This window comes from uncultured Porphyromonas sp. (assembly GCF_905372525.1).
GTDB lineage: Bacteria > Bacteroidota > Bacteroidia > Bacteroidales > Porphyromonadaceae > Porphyromonas.
The window spans coordinates 15598-32641 of the sequence record NZ_CAJPPN010000014.1 but is presented as its reverse complement, the minus strand read 5'-3'; the positions used below and the strand labels follow the sequence as shown (position 1 = coordinate 32641).

The window sequence follows — 17044 nt, the reverse complement described above, 5'->3', positions numbered from 1 at the left end:
GCTAAACGAATGATCATCATGAATGAGAATAAGTCCTTTGCTCCTAGTGAGCCACAGAAGTCCGTCTTCATAGCCTATAATCAGGCCTACCACGAGCTGATCCTTCGTATCCTCGACAAGCAGAACCTCCGGGGCTATACCTCGTGGGAGCAGGCTCGGGGACGAGGTACGACTACGGGTGTCCCTCACATCGGGAGCCATGCCTGGCCAACGATGAACTCCGCCATGCTCATCGTGGTGCCTGCGACTAAGGTGCACGACCTGCTCGCTGCCCTACGTGCGCTAGATGAAGCGACCCCCGACCAGGGGCTCCGTGCTTTCGTCTGGGCTGTCGAGGAGATGATCTAGCCTTAGCCCCCTTCATCGAAGAACTTCTTTCTCTCGGGGCTACCTACCAGATCTATATCTGTGGGTAGCCCCTCTTCGTTGGAAGGCTTGGGTGGACTGACCCCGATATGGCAGGGGGGAGATTCCCTGGAGTTAGTATAGATAAGTCAGGGCCGACGCATGATCTCGCTCGCACACTCCTGCCTTTGGATCTTCGGGGGTATTATTTCTGCTCCCAGGGAGCCTTAGCCCATCACTAAAGATCCTAGGTATTATATCCCCAGAAACAGACATACAAGCGAGCCCTACAGAGAAGATACTTAGAGCGCACTTGTGTACACGCGTGTATACAGTTGTGTACACGTGGGTATACAGTTGTGTACACGCGTGTACACTCATCCCTCCTAGGTAGGAGGTATTCGCATGGCATATCTAGACTAGGATACGGATACTTCTATCTTCGGCGTATACTCCTTGTCGACCTTGCCCTCGCACTATAGTGATTTCATGCATCAGCCCTGACAGATAAGTGGCTGGCTATTCACTATAATAATCGTATCTTTGCGAGCAAGTATAATCACTAGTAGATTTACTAATTCGAATTAGTATTTAGTTATGGAAATTATCAAGATCGTCGGGCGTGAAATCCTCGACTCGCGTGGGAACCCCACTGTAGAAGTAGACGTGCACCTAGCATGTGGTATCATCGGCCGTGCTGCTGTCCCCAGCGGTGCCTCTACGGGTGAGAACGAAGCTCTCGAGCTACGTGATGGTGATAAGAGCCGCTACCTCGGTAAGGGTGTCCTAAAGGCTGTAGAGAACATCAACAGCGTCATCGCTCCTGAGCTCTACGGTATGAGTGCCCTCAATCAGCGCGAGATCGACCTAAAGATGATCGCCCTCGATGGTACCAAGACCAAGAGCAAGCTCGGTGCAAATGCTATCCTCGGTGTCTCGCTGGCTGTAGCCAAGGCTGCTGCTCAGTACCTGGACATCCCCCTCTACCGCTACATCGGTGGCACGAATACCTACGTGCTCCCCGTACCTATGATGAACATCATCAATGGGGGCTCTCACTCGGATGCTCCTATCGCCTTCCAGGAATTCATGATCCGTCCCGTCGGAGCCTCTTCCTTCCGTGAAGGTCTTCGTATGGGTGCCGAGGTCTTCCACAGCCTCAAGAAGGTACTCCACGACCGTGGCCTAAGCACTGCAGTAGGTGACGAAGGTGGTTTCGCTCCTGCTCTCAACGGTACAGAGGACGCTATCGAGTCGATCCTGAAGGCTGTAGAAAAGGCAGGCTATGTACCCGGTAAGGACATCACGATCGCTATGGACTGCGCTTCCTCGGAGTTCTTCAAGGACGGTGTGTACGACTACACGAAGTTCGAAGGTGCACACGGGGTCAAGCGTACAGTCGATGAGCAGGTCGCCTTCCTCTCCGAGCTCGTAGAGAAGTATCCTATCGACTCGATCGAAGATGGTATGGCAGAGAACGACTGGGAAGGCTGGAAGAAGCTCACCGACAAGCTCGGCAAGAAGATCCAGCTCGTAGGTGATGACCTCTTCGTAACGAATGTCGAGTACCTCCGTCGTGGTATCGCTGAGGGCTGTGGTAACTCTATCCTCATCAAGGTAAACCAGATCGGTACCCTCACCGAGACACTCGACGCTATCGACATGGCACACCGCCACGGCTTCACCTCCGTCACCTCCCACCGCTCTGGTGAGACCGAGGATGCTACGATCGCTGACATCGCAGTGGCTACGAACTCTGGTCAGATCAAGACGGGTTCGCTCAGCCGTACCGACCGTATGGCTAAGTACAACCAGCTCCTCCGCATCGAGGAAGAGCTTGGTGATCTCGCTGTCTACGGCTACAAGCGCGTCAAGTAGTCTCTGCTACTGACTCCACAGATACGTCGAGCCCCTGAGTGTGACCCTACACACTCAGGGGCTCGCTACGTCTCTATAGGTACCCATGCTCTCCCTACGAGTGAGGGGTGTATAGCCCCCCCTCTGGAGACCTCGGCCTCGGCGTAGGAGAGGTTAGTCGCTAATTTGTTGTACATTTACCCTAAATATAATATGGAGTACCCTATCAGCCCCCGTGGGGGAGGGTGGGGGACACAACTAACTAAACAATACTTCAGTATGAGCCAGATAAAAGAATTCATCAAGCAGAATGAAGGTCGTTTCCTAGAGGATCTATTTGCCCTCATCCGTATCCCATCCGTGAGTGCCCAGAGTGAGCACAAGCCCGATATGCAACGCTGTGCAGAGCACTGGCGTGAGCATCTGCTGAGCCTAGGGGTGCAGACCGTCGAGATCTATCAGACGGCGGGTAATCCCATCGTCTTCGGGCACTACGAGAAGGATCCTTCCCTGCCCACCATCCTCGTCTATGCCCACTACGATGTGATGCCCCCCGAGCCACTCGAGCTGTGGAAGAGCGAACCCTTCGAGCCTGAGGTGCGTGACGGTCATATCTGGGCACGTGGCGCCGATGACGACAAGGGACAGTCCATGATCCAGGTCAAGGGCTTCGAGACGGCGATGGCACTAGGGCTGGTACACTGCAACGTGAAGTTCCTCTTCGAGGGTGAGGAGGAGATCGGCTCAACACATCTGGAGCAGTTCTGCCGTGAGCACCTAGAGATGCTACGTGCAGACAATATCATCGTCTCTGACACGAGCATGGTCAGCGCCGAGACCCCTTCGCTCACGACGGGTCTACGTGGCCTAGCTTACTGGGAGATCGAGGTCACGGGTGCTAACCACGACCTACACTCAGGGCACTTCGGTGGTGCGGTGGCGAACCCCATCAACGAGCTCTGTAAGCTCATCGCACAGGTACAGGACAAGGACGGGCGCATCACCATCCCACACTTCTACGACGACGTCGTGCCCCTATCGGATGAAGAGCGTGCGATGATCGCCAAGATCCCATTCAGCGAAGAGGAATACAAGAAGTTCCTCGACGTAGATGACCTCTTCGGCGAAGTGGGCTACCACACCCTCGAGCGTAATAGCTGCCGTCCTAGCTTTGATGTCTGCGGGATCTGGGGTGGTTACCAAGGCGAGGGAGCAAAGACCGTCCTGCCCTCCAAGGCCTACGCTAAGGTCTCCTGCCGTCTTGTCGCCAATCAGGACCACCACACCGTCAGCGAAGCCTTCGTCAAGTATATCGAGCAGATCGCACCCAAGTACGTGCGTGTGAAGGTCACCCCCATGCACGGAGGTGAGGCCTACCTCTGCCCCATCGATCTACCTGCCTATCAGGCTGCCGAGGAAGCTATCGGCGTAGCCTTCGGCAAGCGTCCTCTAGCGGTACGCCGTGGGGGGAGTATTCCTATCATCGCAGCCTTCGAGCGGGTGTTTGGCATCAAGACGATCCTCATGGGCTTCGGTCTGGAGAGCAACGCTATCCATTCGCCCAATGAGAATATGCCCCTAGATATCTTCTACAAGGGCATCGAGTCCGTCGCCGAGTTCTACAAGATCTACCCCAAGAGATAAATCCTCCTGCATGTCCATACTGATCAAGAATGTCCTCCACGAGGACACCATCACTGACGTCCTCATCGAGGGCAACCGCATAGCTCGCATTGCCCCTAACCTCCCCACCCCAGAGGGTGCGGAGGTGATCGATGGGACGGACAAGGCTGTCATCCCAGGCTTCATCAACACCCATACGCATGCAGCGATGACCCTCTTCAGGGGTTACGGCGATGACCTGCCCCTGATGGAGTGGCTCGAGGACTATATCTGGCCCGTGGAGGCCAAGATGACCGCCCACGATGTCTATGTGGGGGCTCGGCTGGCTTGTCTGGAGATGCTGCGCTCGGGGACTACATGCTTCCTCGATATGTACATGCATCCGCTGGAGACGGCTCGGGCTGTGGAGGAGCTGGGGCTACGTGCCCACCTCTCCTATACGCTCTTCGACCAAGGAGGGGCGGAGCGTGCAGCCCTTGACCGTAAGCGTAGCTACGAGTACTACGAGGCCTTCAAGGCCTTTAGTGACCGCATCACCTTCACCCTCGGGCCTCACGCTATCTATACGGTCAGTGGGGAGCAACTGCAGTTCTGCCACAAGTTCGCCGTAGAGCATAATGTCAAGATCAATCTCCACCTAGCAGAGACCAAGGGCGAGGTGGACGAGTGTGTTCGCCAGCATGGCTTGACGCCCGTGCGCTACCTCGAGAAGCTCGGTATCCTGAGCGAGCACCTGATCGTCGCCCATGCCGTGTGGGTGGATGATGAGGAGATGGATCTCCTAGCAAAGCATCGGGTAAGTGTCGTGCATAACCCAGCCTCGAATATGAAGCTGTGCAGTGGCTATACCTTCAAGTACGAGGAGATGAAGAAGCGGGGCATACGCCTCGGCATCGGCACAGATGGTTGCTCCTCGTCCAACAACCTCGATATGGTCATAGCGATGAAGCTAGCTTCGCTCCTGGGTAAGGCTTGGCGGTTTAGCCCTACAGCGACCAAGGCTGCGGACATCTATCACACCGTCACTATCGGCGGGGCAGAGATCCTAGAGATCCCCGCAGGACGTATCGCCGAGGGTATGCTCGCTGACTTGTCCCTTGTAGACCTCAACGTACCAGAGCTGGTGCCTCTGAATAGCCTGACCTCCAACCTCGTCTACGCCACCTCCGGCAGTAGCTGTATCGACACCGTCATCATCGACGGTGTCATACGCATGCGAGACCGCTACGTCCCAGGCCAAGAAGAGATCATTGCCGAGGCCAGGGAAGTCGCCCGACGACTATTCGGACACGGATAGATATACGTCGTCAGAATCCTCTTATAGACTAGCCCACATAGCTCCTATGCTGTGTGGGCTAGTTTGTATCCTTACCCCTGTAATTGTCGGAGAGCTGCAACATCGCAAAATATACTCCGCTCGACAAAGACACATAGCTCTCGCGAGCGGGTAGCTCCGTTAGCTCCCGCGTATTGATGACGTCGCTACCTGCGTCGCACCTCATTAGAGGATCACTCTATTAAACTATAATGTATCTTTGTGAGGTACTAACTTATTGAACGATAACCTATGCTTGAAGGAGACAACACATCCATACAGATAGTTCATGGCCCTGCAGGAGAGGATCTACGGAAGGTTAAGGCTTCTCTGGAGAGGACAGCCTACTGTTGGTGCACCATACGTAAGAGTGACCGTGAATATCCTGAGGGATATAGCTATCATGCTCACAACCGTACACTACTACGACGATATGATGACTGAGGAATGACACTTCACGCTCCGTCATAGGGAACGACGATAGGAATACCAATCAAACACATAGAAAATACTCCTAACGAATGAAGAACGACATCCCCCACCTCTGTGAAACAAGCCAAGTTACCTTTGCCAAGTTCGCCATCTTGTCCCTTGGTATGAGGTGCTCAGTAACTATGATACAGGGTCGAAATAATATGGACTGTAGCCCTCACACCAAGAGGGAAACTCAGATAACTAAAAGATATAGGATTATGAGACGAATGGTTCTAGCCCTCTACTTGCTCGTGCAAGTAGTGACCCTGTCAGCAGGGATACCTATCTTCCCTAACTGCTATGGAGAGATAGCTAAGTGCAAGGTCGTTGATACAGCGATGTATGAAGTTAGCTACAAAATCGTAGTCAAACTATACACCGACCCCAAGTATCGTCATCTGGGATATACAGATGTGCAAACTTTGCTCATCGGTAAGCGGATATCCGCCACCTACAGCAAGGATATTCTAAGACTCCGAGAGATAGCAGATGAAGAGAGAAAGCGAGGGGCTGAACTCATCACTGCCCACGGCGGGATAACCTTCCCTGAAGATATCTTCAAGGGATATCCGAGCTCGAAGGAGTTAACAGCATCGTACCGTCTTTTCTTAGGAGCAGGGTATGGAAGATATACCGAGCCCAAGCCCAACTTTGGGTGGGAAATCCTACCCGAGACGAAGAATGTCCTTGGATATAAGTGCCAGAAAGCAAAGGGTAAGTTTCGGGGCCGTGAATATGTTGCCTGGTTTAGCTCGGATATACCACTATCCGATGGGCCGTGGAAATTCTGTGGGCTTCCTGGGCTAATACTAGCCGTCCAAGATACAAAGGAAGAGTTTGTCTTTACCTGTACCGCGATAGAGAATAAGAAGTCTACTCCTATTCGCTTCTGGACCTACCCGCATATCGAGACGACGCGTGATAAGCTACGACGCATCATTCTGCGTATGCATAAGCAACCTATCGTCTTCTGTGAGCAAGCAACGGGGGCACAAATCTATATGGGAAATACGAATAAGAATCGAGATTTCTCTTTTGAATGGCTATGGCTAGAGGTGGAATAAAGAGCCTGAAGTATAAGGCTTATGCCGTTGCCCCATACGATGTAGAGGCTCCCACACAGTATCAGAGGCGGTACTTCCCCATGCAAAGCAGTGCTCCCCATCTGTAGAACTTGATTGTATCGATTCGGTGACTGTGCCATAGTGGAAGGTAAGCGCAAACATTAGCTTTCTGTAGTTTAAGTAAGTATTAGGTGCCGTGAAAAGTCTAGTATTCATCGCTACTCTGTTTCTTGTGTCTGCATCCGCTCTGTTGGCACAGCGAGATTGTATCTTTGCTGTAGCTCGCTCCCTAGCTAAATATAGGACTCTGGACACAGCACGATACCTTGTTAGATACCGGTACCTATCGAAAGCTTCCACACAGCAGAAAGTGGCAGACGAAGATGTCGTCACCCTCCAGATCGGAGATAGGTACACCAAGTCCTATAGTGAGAACCTATACCAGACAGACTCCGTCGCTACAGTCTTGCTCAAACAGGGGACACGAGTGCTACCTACATATTCTGACTATGCACAAAGGGAGGATCTATACACCTGTCTAGTGGATCAATCTGTGACTACAGTATATAGGACGTTCTCCGATGGTCCAGTCTTGCGCTATCAGGAACCCCTCCCTCAGATTAAGTGGGAATTTTCTAGTGAAAAGAAGACCATCTTAGGCTACCCTTGCCAACTAGCGACTTGCCGATTCCGAGGGCGAAACTATAGTGCTTGGTTTACACTCGCATTGCCTCTTTCTGCTGGCCCTTGGAAGTTCTCTTCTCTCCCCGGCCTTGTCCTAGAGGTCTATGATGATACAGGAGAAGTGAAGTATACAGCAGATGAGATTTTACACAGGACGACCTTCATAAAGCTCTGGGATTGGCCCTATACAGATACTACGAGAGAGCAGGCTAACCGAACCATTGCATGTATGTTCCGTAACCCAGCTCGGTTCCTTAGATCGATAGGTGCTCCCCAGGTGTTCACCCCCGAGGGTCCTCTCACATCAGACTTCACATGCCCCTATAATCCCATTGAGTTGGAATAAATCCTCTCTATCTCCCTTACGAACGTATTTAGACGGAAGCCTCACCTAGGCGGAAGTCTACGGCTCATGTCCTATTCTTAATTCTTGCGCACGTTTTTTGGGCGTGCGCAAAATGTGCGCAAATCATGCGTAAAAAGCCCTAAAATCCTAGTTTGTCCGTACGGCTCCAAACTAGTGGGATAGCTGTGTAACTAGATGATGCACAGACGCTATCAAAGAAAAAGCGGTTACTGTGAGGTAACCGCTCTGTGAATCGCCTGGGTTCGCACTATTCCGCTATAAAAGTATGAATTTTCAATGAGTATAGAAACTTCAAAACGCAGATATGCGCGGGGCGTGCGCTATTTTGTAGTGGGTATATTGATTGTATCAATTTGCGTAATACGAATATTCGTATTATCTTTGTGGTGTGATTAGATAATAAACAACAACGCCTATGACAAAGAAAATGGAACTAGAGGAAGAAGAAGTGGAGCTCATAGAGCTCATTCGGAATATCCGAAGAGCTTACCCGAATGGATATGAGCAACTCCTACTTGCAGCACAACAGGTCTTCGATGACCTAGTAGATCTCCCTTAAAAGAAACAGCCACCTCCTCGAACTATCGAGGAGGTGACTGAAACTAAAAAGAAACTAATGATAGTTGTATGACGATGAGTGTTTCAGTTCACATGCCCGTAAAGGAAGCTACAGAGCAATGTAGCGTAAAGGAGAAAGTCAGTGACATCCTACTTGACATATCTTGGCGTGGCCTAGCACGCCGATACTTTGGCAAGTCATCCTCGTGGATGTACCACAAGATGGATGGCATATATGGTGGCCTCAATGCAGGGTTCACCGAGCAAGAACAAGCCGAGCTCAAAGGAGCTCTTTGTGACCTAGCCGATCGGATTCGACGTTGTGCAGATGCTCTATAAAAGAAGGGGGATCATCTAATCACAAATCAAGTCACTAGGCACCCCTTCTTTATGACCCTCGAGATTTCGATCTCGGGGGTCATTGCTTTTGCCTCCTTTAGCGCCGTCTCCATTTCCGAAGGGCAAGTATCACCGCTGCGAATACTATCGGGACGACGCATAGCAAAAGCGCTGAGCGCCGTAACTCTTGGAAGAAGGGACGGGGTACCTCACGAACCACTTCAACTGGGACTGGTATGGTGTCGGTACGATAAAGACGAATGGTGTCGTGTACCTTTCGTTCTCGGGAACGCCACACCTCTCGCTCTCGGTAGACGGTATCTCCTCGGATCTTCTCCTGGACGTAGATGCTGTCATGGATGAGGACACTGTCACGTACAACTCGGTCGCGCCACTCAGTCTTTATCCGCTCCAAGGTCACGGTTCGTGTCCTCACCTGACAGCCCACTAGGAATAACCACGGGTAGATAAGGAGAGCAAGGAAAATCTTTTTTCTCTTCATAGCACCTCTTAGTTTGGGAAAGGAATTATCTCTGGAAAGGGGTAGCGAGACTGTTCGTCTATCGGGCTTGGGCGAAAGGCGTCAGGTCTTGGGGCAGGACGGCGGATATCAACACGCTGTAGAATCAATGCAGCCCCTTGCCAGATAGCGTCGTATCGGTAGTACATTGCGCGCCTTGGGGCGATGATGAGTTCCCCACTAACGTGTCGCTTATCCTTACTCCTCCCGCCATTTCCAGCTTCAGACACCTTTATGTATTCCACTTTCAGGAAGGGTACACGAAGTTCATCGTAGAAGATGACACTCGCAGGAGGATGAGCATCAGCCCACCCCTTATAGATATTCGTGGACAGATTTTCCCAGCCCTTGAATAGTCCGTACTCCGTAAATCGGAGTACCTCCCCTGGAGCAATCTGGTAGAATGTCGGGTCATGGACATAGCCAAAGGCCTGCTCAATATTACTGTAGTTAATACGTCCCATAGCGAGTCTACTGTAGACGAATAGGTTTGTCTCCATATCCGGAGCAGAGAAGGGATACGACGCTCCAGTGGCACGAGAAAGAAGTAGAGTGTGCTCGGGCTGAGGCCGTGGGCGTACGCTACCCGCGGTCTCTGCCCCTGCCACGTAACATAAAGGGAAGCGCCTCGTATGGTGCCACTTGCCATCTGCATAGTCGTTATTAGGGATGTCGAAAACGACATTACACCACCAGAGTCCAAGATGCTGCTTCTCCCACGGTAGCTCCACGAAGAGCAGGTTATGTCGCCCTTCTCGTTCCCCGATGCGGATAGGAATATCGCTGTAGACATCCCCACACTCGCTACTGAGCGTGACGGTCAGCCCCTCCACCTGTCTAAGATCTAGTGGCGGGGGGAGCGGGTCTCCAACGGGAGGAGGGTTTCCGGGCTCTTCGAAGTCGATTATGAGGCTGAAGAGCTGGTCGGTACCATAGGGTACACGTACAACATTCTTTAAGTCTATCATTGTCGTATCATCCTGTTTGAAGTGAAGGGAGTGCCCATGGGCTCTTCCTGTAATTACTTAATATGCTTGTATCCTCTCCCGTTATATAGGAGGACTTGGCCCCGAGGCTTACTACCTTCGGCGGCAATAGAGACGTGCACCCATCTACTACTGCTTTTCGGACGCTCATCAATGAGCTGGTCAAAGCCTCCGAGGGCTCTAATTACCTCAAATAGGCGCGGGAGATCCTCCGTGACAAGGTCTGCGGCTAGACCATAGAGGTGCTGGCTGTCTGGAACGCCACCGACAGCTTTATTGAGGCGAGGACTCCGGTAGCCACTAGACACTCGGATTGGAGCGCCATAAGCCTCACGGATCTTGTCGAGGTAGACCATGAGACGGTGAAGATTGGAGAGAGCCACGGGGGTAGGGGTGTTAGACCAGCCTCGATTTGTGGCCGTCGAGCTGTGAACGAGTTCGGAGAGGGTAAAGTACTTAGTCCTGAGGCTGGGACTGGGATTGAGATTCATCTTGGGTCTGATTTTTGGGTGGAATAAGGGAGATAAGTCGGGAAAGCTGTTGGATATCCTCTTCAGATAAGCCTTTAGTCTTTGCCCGTAAGATGAGGTGGAGCGCGCTCTCTAAAACTTCGAGTCCACCTTGAACTTTTTCTGATAGAATAACTTCGTCCTCGTCAGGGAGGGATGGGTCATTCACGGAGCGATTTTCATAAACGCTACGGAGTTCAATAATGAGGACGAGGATGGTACCGAGGGCGCAGAAGTAAGGGAGCTCCGGCATACTGAAACGAGTCCAGAAGTCCACGATATAGAGAGCAACGTCCATCATGGAAAGCAGAAGCAGGCAGGAGAGGTAGCTATTAACCTTGCTGACAGTTTTCCTCAAAGCCTTGCTAGTACGTGCAACTCCGAGCCGCTTTGCCTTGTGCCAGCCACTAGAGAGATCTATGAGCACTGCTATAAGTACAATTCCGTGCAGGGCGACAAAGAGGAGGCTATCTCGGATGAGATCGGCTGTAGAGACTAGTGTAGTGAGTGTTGGGAACATAGAGATAGGGAATGAAAAGGTGAAGAGATAGACTTTATCGAGTCTTATGTCGGGTAGCCACTGTGGAAAGTTGGAGAATGTCTCTAGCTCGGATGTGCCCTTCTACTTCTACCCTTAGGGCACTAGCGCTGGTGAGGTGGTTCGCCAACCGTCCCTGCTGAGCCTTATTGAGGATAAGCTCTCCCGGATTGACACGTGCTAGTACGCGATCTCCGGAACCATCACCACCTGGGACAATCCCTCCACTGGCGAACTTGGGCACCTTGTTGGCTGAAGAGGCAATAGTAGCGATTAGGGCACCGATCATAGCGCCTGCGATAGCAACGCCCACAAAGGGAAGGGCGGCATGCGCCTTTGCAACCTTAGCTGCAGCACCGATGGTGTCAGCCTTGGTCTCTATAGTGGTGGCAGCGGTACGGGTGGCGGAGAGTCCTACTTCGGTGGCTGTACTGGTAGTCTCAGCTGTCGTAACAGCTGTCGTCTGGGCGATCTTTTGGGCGGTGAGAGCCTGCTCTACGGCGGCAGCAGTTTCACGAGCTTTAGTGAGCTCCTGGACCATAGAGACGAGGCTAAGGATTGTATCGATACCTTGGCTGGCGGAGTCGAAGACTGCAAAGAAGCGCTCCCAAGCACTGGCACTCTCGTCGGGGTCAAAGGCTTTCTTTAGGCCGTCGAAGGCGCCCTTTAGGTTGCGAGCGCTTTGAGCGACGGCCTTGATCCCGGAGAGGGTCTTGTCAGCGATGGCCTTCTGATACTTCTTGAGATCCTCGGAGAGCTCTGCTAGCTTTACAGCCTGCCCAAGTGTCTTGGCTTCGGCTTGTGCCTTCTGCAAGGCTTCTCCAACCTCTAGTCCAGCCTTCTGGGCTTTCTCTAGCTGGCCGATATACTCATCAAGGAGTTCTTTCTCATCCTTTCGCTTGTCAAGTTCTGTCTTCTTGTAGTCAAGCGTCGTATCACGGCTCTTGCGTGAGGGTAAAAGGCTAGGGGTAAGCTTTTGAAGATCTCTCTGCAATTCTTCTGATAGCTGGATCTTTCGGATCTCCTCACCTGAGGTGGAGGTCTCGGTGGAGACGATCTTTCGACGAGTGGATGCGATGAGTTCAGCGAGAGCCTTATGGTACTCCTCCTCTGATAAGACGCCTTCGGTACGCTCCAGAGTAAGGATTTTTGTCTGATGGGTGTACTCACGCTGTAGGGAGGCGATAGCAGACACTTCGGCTATCTCGGAGAGCCTGGCTTGGACATAGGCATCGGAGGCATCAAGCTCACGGCCTGAGGCGATGAGAGCCGAAAGTTCTGCCTTGGCTCGGTCTGCACGGGCGTTGCGAAGGTCGTCTTCGCTAGCAATACCGGCGGATACCTTAGCGGAGAGCGCTCGGAGCTCGGTAGCGCTCCTTTGCTTCTCTTCTATGAGATCTCGGTCGGTAAGAAGGAGCCCTTGGAGCCTCTTGTATTGCTCGTCCTCCAAGGATCGAGCACCTAGGAGAGATGCCAAGCGTTCAGTGTGAGTCTGGGCAACCTTATCTAGGGCAAGTCGATAGTCGTCGGTACTCTTGTAGAGCTGTGCTGTACGCTTGTTCTCGACCTCCTGTAAGTCTTTCGCAGCAGCCTCTCGGGCTCGTTCGAGATCAGACTTCTTACCCTTCTTATCCACCTCTCCACTACTAGTAGCAGATCCTTGCCCTTGAAATCTTCCGCCTATCTCCTTGACAGCAGCATTTGCTTCCCCCTCGATGCGCAGGCGCTTGACCTGAAGTTCTTGAATCTTTGCTTCTGCATCTTGACCGATGAAAGCACGCGTTCCTGCATCCTTGAGGTCAGAAAAGGTATTACCTTTATTGGCAGCACTGTAGTAGAAGGATTGCTCGGCCTTCGTCGCCCAACTCCCCCGGAGGCTACGATGGATAGTATTCAGAAGAGCTGCTTTATCCTTGGCTGGATCCCAGCTAGATCCGACACGAGCATAGGTCTCACGCATCCATGCAGACATCTCCTCTTTTGTGGCTGTAGCATAGCGGGCAATGACACTACGGACGGCACTCTGCTGATCGGCACTGAGCGTCTTCCCACCACGCTCTAGGTGGTATTCATAGAGCTCTTGTTGAGGCTTACGGCTATCCTTACTAGTCTCACTATAGAAGTCGATCTGCCGGTCGATATCCTTAAGCTGTACGATCTTGTCTACTATAGATCGAATCTGGTCATACTTACCAGCAATGCGGTCTAGGCTCCCCTCCTGAAGGCCTAGACTCCTCTCTAACTGGTGCTGTACGGTCTTCTGCTCTTCGAGCTTGCCATGTAGGCTCTTGTATAGATCGAAGAGTCGAAGAATCTGGATAGCCTCATCACCCCGAGTGGAGGTTAAGGCCTTCTGCTTTGCCAGATATTGGTCTTGAAGTCCATTGATCTCCTTCTGCTTGTTGTACCAATCGACCATAGCTGTGACAACGGCTGTGATAGCACCGATAATCGCCATGGGTACAAGGGTAGAGAGGAGGCTACGAACCGTAGCTACAGCCGAAGCCCAAAGAACACGGAAGGTAGTCGTGGTACGTGTCCAAAGAGAAACGGTGGAAACAGCGGCCTGCTCTTGACTCGCCACAATGCTGGCAGACTGACGTTGGAAAGAAAGCTGACCAGCGAACTGTGTAGCTCGCTGGGCATTACCCACGCCCGACATGCTACCAGCGGACGTCGGGACGGATGTAGCTCGAGCAGCTAGGGCTGCACGCTCTCGGTCAAGGGTTGCTTGTAGGGAGGCGAGACGCTTCTGCCTCTGCTCTTCATTCTTGCTGTGGGCTTCGGCTAGGAGCTCACGACGTCTGTACTGGGCTTCGTTGAGAGCCTGTCCGCTGATAGCAATTTTCTTCTGCAGCTCGTCAGCCTTGAAAGCGTATCGGATCTCGGCTTGCTCACGGATTGCTGTATTCCGGGCGTGAAGTCGAGAGGCTTCAGCTAAAACCTTATCATAGGTTATTTTGGCTTCAGAGATCGTCTTTGCATCACCACCAGCGTGGGCAGTTGCAAGAGTTTGCTTAGCAACGGCTAGACGCTTTGCCACCTCTAGCTCGGAGGCTTCCAGTCCACGTAAGTAGGACTGGTGGAGAGCTGTGAGTTGGCGGTACTCAGCTTGTGCCTTACTGAGGTTTGCCACGGCGGAAGAAAATCCCTTGTCACCAGACGCTTGCGCCTTAACTATGCGGTTCGTCTCGGACTTTGTGGGAGCAGTAGCCTTCTCTAGTGCTGCTTCAGCACGTGCGACCTTCTCCTGGGCAGAACGGAGGGCCTTCTCGGCATCAGACTTTGCTTTTTGGGCAACGCTCTTGGCTCTAGCGTCATCGGCGATGGCTTGTGCTTGGCTAGCACGAATAGCAGCACCAGCCTCACTCCAGGCATTGGAGAACTTCCCCCAAAGCTTGCCTGCTAGCAAGGCACCCGCCCAGATGTAGAAGTTAGATAGATGTGTACGAAGATATTCAAGAAGCCCTCTTACAATATCTACGGCTCGTTTGAAGTGATCACCAATCCTCAGGGCATCAGCCAGATCGGAAAAGGCATTCTTCAAGCGCCCGAGACTAGCCTCGAGGTTATCTGTCGAGGTCTCACCACTGAGTTTAGCCAGCTCATCGGAGAACTTGCCCATAATCTCGGAGCTCCGGAGCTTACCTTCCTTCAAAAGCTTGTCGAGCTGTCCAACTGATACACCTGCAGCATTTGCCATGGCCTGCATTGCGACAGGAATGCGCTCGCCCAGCTGTTGGCGTAGCTCCTCGCTGGAAATCTTTCCCTTCCCCATCATCTGTGTGATGGCAGCCATTGTAAGGGTTGCCTCCCCTCCTGATATGCCAAAGGATGTCATCGCTTTGGAGATATTAGCGAAGATACGCTCCTGTTCAGCTATAGCAACGCCTGCAGGCGTGGCGGCTGCCTTGAATTTAGCAAAGGCCTCCGTGAGACCGATGAGATCGGTGCCATACTTATTTGATAGCTCAGAGACAAAGCGTAGACTCTGCCCGTACTCGCGCGCATCAGCACTAACATTACGAAGAGTGGTACGAGCACGGCCCGCTTCACGAGCCGTGGAAACAAGTGATGAGAAGAGCCCTGAGAGCGATGAGATGCCAGCACCAAGAGCCCCAGCCATTGCTATGGCTTGGAACTGAATACCTCGCAGGGCATTCTTAGCGCCTTCGGCCTGCTGGCGGAACTTGTCCGCTAGAAGCTCTAGACGAACGGAGAAGGAGAGATTGTTGGCCATTGCTATAGTGCAGAGCTATTCGCTTATGAGTAGGTGAGATGAGGGTATGCTGATCTATGGGGTATAGGTAGCTCCTCGGAGGATGTCAAGTACGGCGGAGCGTTCTGCAGAACGCTCTGCCTCGTCCCAGGGGAAAGGAAGAATCTTCTCGGGACTTTCGGCTGCATCTTGAGCGAGGTGTGGGAGCATAGAAAGCCAAGTGAAAAGACGAGTATACTCTAATCCTTCCCGCTTGTGCCCCTCGAGGGCTTGGAGCAAGGCTGGGAGCTCCCAGAGTTCGAGCCGATCCATTACGTAGTCTGGGCTAATCCCCCCTTCGATGATGAGCTGAGTAGCTATTTCGGTGAAGGAGGGAGCGTCATCGGGTCTCTCCGATAGTTCAGCCTCTTCGCCGGATCCTCCCATAAGGGAAAATTCGCCTAACTCTTCGAGAGCCTTACCTAATGCTGTATAGTAAGTCTCCGATACATCGGGGCTCTTGAGTACATTCCTCCAGACATCGAAAGGTAGACGGCTACCTTCTGGAGTGGCATCTCGTTGCAGGGTGTAGATGAGGAGCTCGACATCGTCTGGATCCTGTAGATCTAAAGATGCAAAACTCCGTGCGGAGAGCCTCTCAAAGAGGAGAACCGCACGGAGCGTTACGCGGAGGCGAAGGGCATCCATTATTCGAGGGTGATGCCTGCTTCGGTAAGTGCTTCGGCGCTGCCTACTTCCTTACCAGACCCCGTCAGGAGAGGTCCCGAGCCATTGAGCGTACAAGACAGAGTCTCATACTCACCATTCTGACTGCTCCTGGAGAGATCGCTGACGGTGACACGCCCCTTACGTAGGACATCCCCCTTGGTGGCTGTACGTTCGCCATTGTTGTCGGTTACAGTGACCCGAGCTAGTTCGAAAGTAACAGCCTTACCGCTAGCGGCGATATGCTCTAGAGCGTCGTAGGACATGTGTCCCTTGGTCGTTGAGAGGAGGGCTTCTACAGAGAGTGACCATTCGTTCTTACCTCCCATCTTGTCGTCGAACTTGCCCGAGAGCTTGCTGGCAACGTCAATCTGGCTGGGAGAGAACTTGAAGTCATCTTTCTTAGCATAGGCAAACAGGAGCCCGTTGAGGAAGACCATCGTCAGTTCGCCCTTGATGAGGTCTTTGTTCTTATCGAACTTCTGAGGTGTTGCTGGAGAAGGCATAATGTTGGATTAGGGGTTAGAGAATTAGGAAATAGCGAAAGTGAGGGACTGGACTATCTTGCCGTCCAGGAAGTACTCTTCGCTGGTGTCAAGAGTGGCGGAGGTAGAGCTGGACCCGAAGATTTTGCCAATATCGTCGTTACGTCCTCCGTCAAGAACAGCATCAACGAGCTCTGAAAGCTGAAGACTTCGGTCGTAGTCGTCCGAGACACAGAGAACGGTAACAGTGGTGATGCTGTGGGCATCACCCGTCTTGTCATACTCACGCCCATAGGCTGTTCGGGTGACGGTGATGAAGTCGCCTTCCGTACCTTCTGGAGCTATGAGAGGGAATATCTTCTCTCCGACAAGGACTCGAAGATCTTCGGAGGAAAGGAGCTGAGTGCGTACCCACTGAGCGGATCGCCACTTACGATTAGAATCGACGTACATACC

15 protein-coding genes are annotated in these 17044 nt (G+C 52.4%); 8 read left to right on the top strand and 7 right to left on the bottom strand.

Annotated elements, in window-relative coordinates:
* Window positions 1-9 precede the first annotated feature (9 nt).
* The 8 genes from QZ170_RS04070 (at window position 10) to QZ170_RS04040 (ending at window position 8626) form a co-directional block, all read left to right on the top strand.
* Window positions 10-348 (top strand): PG0541 family transporter-associated protein, encoded by a 339-nt coding sequence (locus tag QZ170_RS04070; RefSeq protein WP_297177516.1) that lies wholly within the window; start codon window positions 10-12, stop codon window positions 346-348.
* A 594-nt stretch (window positions 349-942) separates the two neighbouring features.
* Window positions 943-2223, top strand: a complete 1281-nt coding sequence (gene eno / locus QZ170_RS04065) for a phosphopyruvate hydratase (RefSeq protein ID WP_297177513.1) — start codon at window positions 943-945, stop codon at window positions 2221-2223.
* Between the two features lie 258 nt (window positions 2224-2481).
* Window positions 2482-3846, top strand: a complete 1365-nt coding sequence (locus tag QZ170_RS04060; protein WP_277086221.1) for a dipeptidase — start codon at window positions 2482-2484, stop codon at window positions 3844-3846.
* Window positions 3847-3856: 10 nt separating this feature from the next.
* Complete coding sequence (locus QZ170_RS04055) at window positions 3857-5122, top strand: amidohydrolase (protein WP_297177505.1); 1266 nt, start codon at window positions 3857-3859, stop codon at window positions 5120-5122.
* A gap of 710 nt (window positions 5123-5832) precedes the next feature.
* Window positions 5833-6678 carry a GLPGLI family protein gene (locus QZ170_RS04050; protein WP_297177502.1) on the top strand — a complete coding sequence of 282 codons (846 nt, stop codon included), beginning with the start codon at window positions 5833-5835 and terminating at the stop codon, window positions 6676-6678.
* Between the two features lie 196 nt (window positions 6679-6874).
* Complete coding sequence (locus tag QZ170_RS09120) at window positions 6875-7708, top strand: GLPGLI family protein (protein WP_365299913.1); 834 nt, start codon at window positions 6875-6877, stop codon at window positions 7706-7708.
* Window positions 7709-8144: 436 nt separating this feature from the next.
* Window positions 8145-8288, top strand: a complete 144-nt coding sequence (locus QZ170_RS04045) for a hypothetical protein (protein ID WP_297177499.1) — start codon at window positions 8145-8147, stop codon at window positions 8286-8288.
* A 68-nt stretch (window positions 8289-8356) separates the two neighbouring features.
* Window positions 8357-8626: a DUF5053 domain-containing protein gene (locus tag QZ170_RS04040; protein ID WP_297177496.1), complete on the top strand. Its 270-nt coding sequence runs from the start codon at window positions 8357-8359 to the stop codon at window positions 8624-8626.
* A gap of 510 nt (window positions 8627-9136) precedes the next feature.
* On the opposite strand, the gene QZ170_RS04035 is transcribed toward QZ170_RS04040, so the two are convergent.
* The 7 genes from QZ170_RS04035 to QZ170_RS04005 are packed head-to-tail and all read right to left on the bottom strand — an operon-like array spanning window position 9137 to window position 17041.
* Window positions 9137-10114, bottom strand: a complete 978-nt coding sequence (locus tag QZ170_RS04035) for a hypothetical protein (RefSeq protein WP_297177493.1) — start codon at window positions 10112-10114, stop codon at window positions 9137-9139.
* A gap of 53 nt (window positions 10115-10167) precedes the next feature.
* Window positions 10168-10623 carry a D-Ala-D-Ala carboxypeptidase family metallohydrolase gene (locus QZ170_RS04030; RefSeq protein WP_297177490.1) on the bottom strand — a complete coding sequence of 152 codons (456 nt, stop codon included), beginning with the start codon at window positions 10621-10623 and terminating at the stop codon, window positions 10168-10170.
* Window positions 10589-11161, bottom strand: coding sequence for a phage holin family protein (locus QZ170_RS04025; protein WP_297177487.1), 573 nt, complete (start codon window positions 11159-11161; stop codon window positions 10589-10591). The genes QZ170_RS04030 and QZ170_RS04025 overlap by 35 nt, the downstream gene beginning before the upstream one ends.
* 34 nt (window positions 11162-11195) lie before the next feature.
* Window positions 11196-15419 (bottom strand): tape measure protein, encoded by a 4224-nt coding sequence (locus QZ170_RS04020; protein WP_297177484.1) that lies wholly within the window; start codon window positions 15417-15419, stop codon window positions 11196-11198.
* A gap of 54 nt (window positions 15420-15473) precedes the next feature.
* On the bottom strand, window positions 15474-16085 hold the full coding sequence (locus QZ170_RS04015) for a hypothetical protein (RefSeq protein ID WP_297177481.1): 612 nt from the start codon (window positions 16083-16085) through the stop codon (window positions 15474-15476).
* The gene (locus QZ170_RS04010) at window positions 16085-16609 is read right to left on the bottom strand and encodes a phage tail tube protein (protein ID WP_297177478.1); all 525 of its coding nucleotides are present in this window, start codon (window positions 16607-16609) and stop codon (window positions 16085-16087) included. Before QZ170_RS04010 ends, QZ170_RS04015 begins: the two co-directional genes overlap by 1 nt.
* Window positions 16610-16633: 24 nt before the next feature.
* Window positions 16634-17041 carry a DUF3168 domain-containing protein gene (locus QZ170_RS04005; RefSeq protein WP_297177475.1) on the bottom strand — a complete coding sequence of 136 codons (408 nt, stop codon included), beginning with the start codon at window positions 17039-17041 and terminating at the stop codon, window positions 16634-16636.
* Window positions 17042-17044: the final 3 nt, after the last annotated feature.

Bases quoted from the DNA above. Each gene is read 5' to 3' on its own strand.
- QZ170_RS04070 (WP_297177516.1), top strand. From the start codon at position 10: ATGATCATCATGAATGAGAATAAGTCCTTTGCTCCTAGTGAGCCACAG.
- eno (WP_297177513.1), top strand. From the start codon at position 943: ATGGAAATTATCAAGATCGTCGGGCGTGAAATCCTCGACTCGCGTGGG.
- QZ170_RS04060 (WP_277086221.1), top strand. From the start codon at position 2,482: ATGAGCCAGATAAAAGAATTCATCAAGCAGAATGAAGGTCGTTTCCTA.
- QZ170_RS04055 (WP_297177505.1), top strand. From the start codon at position 3,857: ATGTCCATACTGATCAAGAATGTCCTCCACGAGGACACCATCACTGAC.
- QZ170_RS04050 (WP_297177502.1), top strand. From the start codon at position 5,833: ATGAGACGAATGGTTCTAGCCCTCTACTTGCTCGTGCAAGTAGTGACC.
- QZ170_RS04045 (WP_297177499.1), top strand. From the start codon at position 8,145: ATGACAAAGAAAATGGAACTAGAGGAAGAAGAAGTGGAGCTCATAGAG.
- QZ170_RS04040 (WP_297177496.1), top strand. From the start codon at position 8,357: ATGACGATGAGTGTTTCAGTTCACATGCCCGTAAAGGAAGCTACAGAG.
- QZ170_RS04035 (WP_297177493.1), bottom strand. From the start codon at position 10,114: ATGATAGACTTAAAGAATGTTGTACGTGTACCCTATGGTACCGACCAG.
- QZ170_RS04030 (WP_297177490.1), bottom strand. From the start codon at position 10,623: ATGAATCTCAATCCCAGTCCCAGCCTCAGGACTAAGTACTTTACCCTC.
- QZ170_RS04025 (WP_297177487.1), bottom strand. From the start codon at position 11,161: ATGTTCCCAACACTCACTACACTAGTCTCTACAGCCGATCTCATCCGA.
- QZ170_RS04020 (WP_297177484.1), bottom strand. From the start codon at position 15,419: ATGGCCAACAATCTCTCCTTCTCCGTTCGTCTAGAGCTTCTAGCGGAC.
- QZ170_RS04015 (WP_297177481.1), bottom strand. From the start codon at position 16,085: ATGGATGCCCTTCGCCTCCGCGTAACGCTCCGTGCGGTTCTCCTCTTT.
- QZ170_RS04010 (WP_297177478.1), bottom strand. From the start codon at position 16,609: ATGCCTTCTCCAGCAACACCTCAGAAGTTCGATAAGAACAAAGACCTC.
- QZ170_RS04005 (WP_297177475.1), bottom strand. From the start codon at position 17,041: ATGTACGTCGATTCTAATCGTAAGTGGCGATCCGCTCAGTGGGTACGC.